The 3,488-nt window shown below is 43.1% G+C and carries 4 protein-coding genes; all 4 read right to left on the reverse strand.

Going from position 1 to position 3,488, the window contains the following annotated elements; genetic code table 11:
* Positions 1–41: 41 nt before the first annotated feature.
* Positions 42–653: a 30S ribosomal protein S4 gene (rpsD, locus tag ADI86_RS02805; RefSeq protein ID WP_000092756.1), complete on the reverse strand. Its 612-nt coding sequence runs from the start codon at positions 651–653 to the stop codon at positions 42–44.
* Positions 654–847: 194 nt separating this feature from the next.
* Positions 848–1,900, reverse strand: coding sequence for a sensor histidine kinase (locus tag ADI86_RS02810; protein ID WP_049531704.1), 1,053 nt, complete (start codon positions 1,898–1,900; stop codon positions 848–850).
* The gene (locus ADI86_RS02815) at positions 1,897–2,595 is read right to left on the reverse strand and encodes a response regulator transcription factor (RefSeq protein ID WP_042749814.1); all 699 of its coding nucleotides are present in this window, start codon (positions 2,593–2,595) and stop codon (positions 1,897–1,899) included. Before ADI86_RS02815 ends, ADI86_RS02810 begins: the two co-directional genes overlap by 4 nt.
* 124 nt (positions 2,596–2,719) lie before the next feature.
* Positions 2,720–3,488, reverse strand: a 769-nt coding sequence (locus ADI86_RS02820) for an SSURE domain-containing protein (protein WP_049531705.1), incomplete at its 5' end; no start/stop codon positions are given.

Raw genomic sequence — 3,488 nt, forward strand, 5'->3', positions numbered from 1 at the left:
AAGCCCACTGTTGTAGGCTTTCTGTAAGATATTTCTTAAAATTAAAGCATTTTGTTGTAGAATTCAACGACAAGTGCTTCGTTGATTTCTGGGTTGATTTCGTCGCGTTCTGGCAAGCGAGTCAATGAACCTTCCAATTTTTCAGCGTCGAATGATACGAATGCTGGACGTCCAAGAGTAGCTTCTACTGCTTCAAGGATAGCTGGAACTTTCAATGATTTTTCACGAACTGAGATCACTTGACCTGGAGTTACGCGGTATGATGGGATATCAACACGTTTTCCGTCAACAAGGATGTGACCGTGGTTTACGAATTGACGAGCTTGACGACGAGTAGTCGCAAGACCAAGACGGTAAACAACGTTATCCAAACGACGTTCCAAAAGAAGCATGAAGTTGAAACCTAGGATTCCGCCTTTGATTTTTGTAGCTTGTACGAACAAGTTACGGAATTGTTTTTCACCTACACCGTAAGTGAAACGAAGTTTTTGTTTTTCAGCCAATTGCAAACCGTATTCTGATAATTTAGAACGGTTGTTTGGTCCGTGTTGTCCTGGTACGTAGTTACGACGTGCCAATTCTTTACCTGTACCTGTAAGTGAAAGGCCAAGGCGACGAGCTTGTTTCCAAGATGGTCCTGTATAACGTGACATGTGAATGTCCTCCTGATATAAATAATATTTCGGTGGAAATAGTCACTTAGAAAGCCCTGATTCGTGCAGATGCCCTTCGCCTAAACAGCCAAGGTTACTTATCATAAGACACCTGTTGACGAGCTTCATGCTTTCCTGCTGATATTTCACACAAAATTCATTTTACCATGAATAGCTAGATTTGTAAAGGGGGTTTAAGCTTTATTTTCATTGCCAGAGAGATTGAGAACGAGTGTAAAGGTGCTTCCGAGACCGTACTGACTGCTAACTATGATTTCCCCACCCAATTGATGGGCCAATTCACGCGCAATCGCAAGTCCTAAGCCATGACCACCTGTTTTCATATTACGCGAAGTCTCTACACGATAAAGGCGTTTGAAAATATTCTCCAAATCCTCTGGGGCAATCCCCTGTCCCTCATCGGTCACACTGATTGAAAGCTGGTTCTTCTCCACCTTAGCCACCACTTCCAGCTTGGTTCCTGGAGCTGAGTATTTAAAAGCATTATTGATCAGATTTACCAAGATACGAGAAAGTTTGGCATAATCTCCCTCAATACGGGCAGACTCAGGGATTACCTGCAAGTGGACATCTCGCTCCTCCTGCTCAATCAAGAACTGAAACTCACTCATACACTCAATCAAGAGCTGATCCAGAAAAATGCTGTCTTTACTAGTTGTCTCTGCCTGATTTCTAGCTGTGTTTAGAGTCAAAAAATTTAACTCCTCAACCAGTTTATTGAGTCTTTCAGTCTGGCGCCCAATGGTTGCTAGATAATGGTCTTGTTCTCCTTCCTTGATAACCCCATCCAAAATCCCTTCTACCGTCGCTTGGATTGAAGTGATGGGGGTCTTGATATCATGCGACAGCTGGGCAATCATCAAACCCTTTTCTCGTTCGCTTTCTTCCAAGGAATCAAAGGTAGCTTGCAAATCATGGGACATTTCATTGAAGGCTTGGCCTAATTGCTGAAATTCTACAGGGCCTTGAACTTCCAGATTTGAAGGGAAATCCTTGTCCGCTACCCGCTTAGCATGTTCCTTAAGTTTGCTCAACGAAGTAAAGACCGGCGATAGGAGAAAGAGACTAATCCCAGCACCGACAAAACTAGCCACGAGCGTCATCCCCACTAGAAAATAAATCTCTCTTTCTTCAATTAACATTCGCTGGATAGCCCAAAAAACCACGATAATCGTTAGGATTGTTGAAATGACATACCCCACTAAAATATAACTTTTTAATTTCATTGACTACCTCGTGCTTTCTCAATTTTGTAGCCCAAGCCCCAGACGGTTTTGATGGTGGGTGTTTCTGAACTAGCATGTTTAGCCAACTCCTGTCGCAGGGCATGAATATGAACATTCAAGGTATTGGTATCATCCACATAATCTTCCTGCCAGACTTTTTCATAGAGGTCTGTCTTAGAAAAAACTCGCTCTGGATTGCTGGCTAGAAGCCATAGAAGTTCGAAGGATTTGACTGTCAAATCAAGCGCCACATCTCCGACTTGAACCTCATGGCTACCGTGATTCATCCGTAAATCCCCGAGACTGACGACTTCTGTCTCACCTCCACGATGAAGGCGACGCAAGATATTGTGGACGCGCAAAACCAGCTCGCGAGGGCTAAAGGGCTTGGCAATAAAGTCATCTGCCCCCAAGCTCAGGCCGTAAATCTTATCCTGCTCACTGGTCTTAGCCGTGATAAAGAGAAAAGGCTGATCCGGAGATTGATACTGGACCTCACTAATCAAATCATAACCATCCATCCGAGGCATCATGATATCTGTAATAATCAAATCAATCGGTTTTCGCTTGAAGATTTCTAAGGCCTCTACCCCATCATGGGCCACCAAAACCTGATACCCTGCCTGAACCAGATAGCGTTGATGAATATCTGTGATTTCCACCTCGTCATCGACGAGCAAAATTGTCTTTCCCATCTATCTCTCCTTTGATAAAAACAGTGCTATACTGATTTAAGTATAACACTATTTTAATCTCTTTACGAACATTCTAAACGATATCTGGATTTTTCAAATCCTAGATAGAAAGTCTGTAGCTAGACTAGTCATTTTCCTCTTTTTTAGCTTTCAAACCGAGTCCACCTAGCAATCCTGCCAAGGCTAATCCAAAGAATCCAATAGTAGCCATTGAGGTTTGGGCCTCACCAGTATATGGAAGCATAGCTTTTTGGTCTTTCATTTGAGCAGCCATCATTGGACTTGACACCTTGTTAGTAGATGCCATCTTACCTTCATCAGGCATTTTGCTTGAGGTTGCTGCGACTTGGTCTTGCTTCATACTTGGAGTTGCCATTGGCTGGCTAGTATTCATAGTTTTGTCCTGCTCTTTGTTAGGCATCATCTTATCCTGACTAGCAGCCGGCATTTTAGATTTCATCTCATCTTGATTGGCACTAGGCATTTGAGCTTTCATATTAGACGCATCTTGATGACTATTCATCATTGGAGCCGGCATGGCTGAACCATTAGAAGAAGGGACGGAACCTGACTGCATCGGAATAAGAGACTGATGTCCATTCAAGTTTACTGTCAAATCTTTTGTAGCTATGAGATTGCTCAAATCGGCCTTGCCATCTTTGGCACCGTACACCTTGATAGTGGCTTTATAGCTTTGCGTACCATTTTGTTTTAAGAGGTCGAGAAGCTCTTTATCAGATTTACCTTGAGTGCCTGCCAAATCTACTTCGTAGAAGTAGAGGCCTTTGCCCAATTTTTCTACTGGTGGAAGGGCTGGATTTTTAGCTGAGCCGTTGTCTGACCATGGAGCTTTATCAGAAGCTTTCAAGATAAGGCGAGTCAACATACCATCT

This window comes from Streptococcus pseudopneumoniae, from assembly GCF_001074975.1.
In the GTDB taxonomy this organism is placed as follows: Bacteria; Bacillota; Bacilli; order Lactobacillales; family Streptococcaceae; genus Streptococcus; species Streptococcus pseudopneumoniae_D.

Bases quoted from the DNA above. Each gene is read 5' to 3' on its own strand.
- rpsD (WP_000092756.1), bottom strand. From the start codon at position 653: ATGTCACGTTATACAGGACCATCTTGGAAACAAGCTCGTCGCCTTGGC.
- ADI86_RS02810 (WP_049531704.1), bottom strand. From the start codon at position 1,900: ATGAAATTAAAAAGTTATATTTTAGTGGGGTATGTCATTTCAACAATC.
- ADI86_RS02815 (WP_042749814.1), bottom strand. From the start codon at position 2,595: ATGGGAAAGACAATTTTGCTCGTCGATGACGAGGTGGAAATCACAGAT.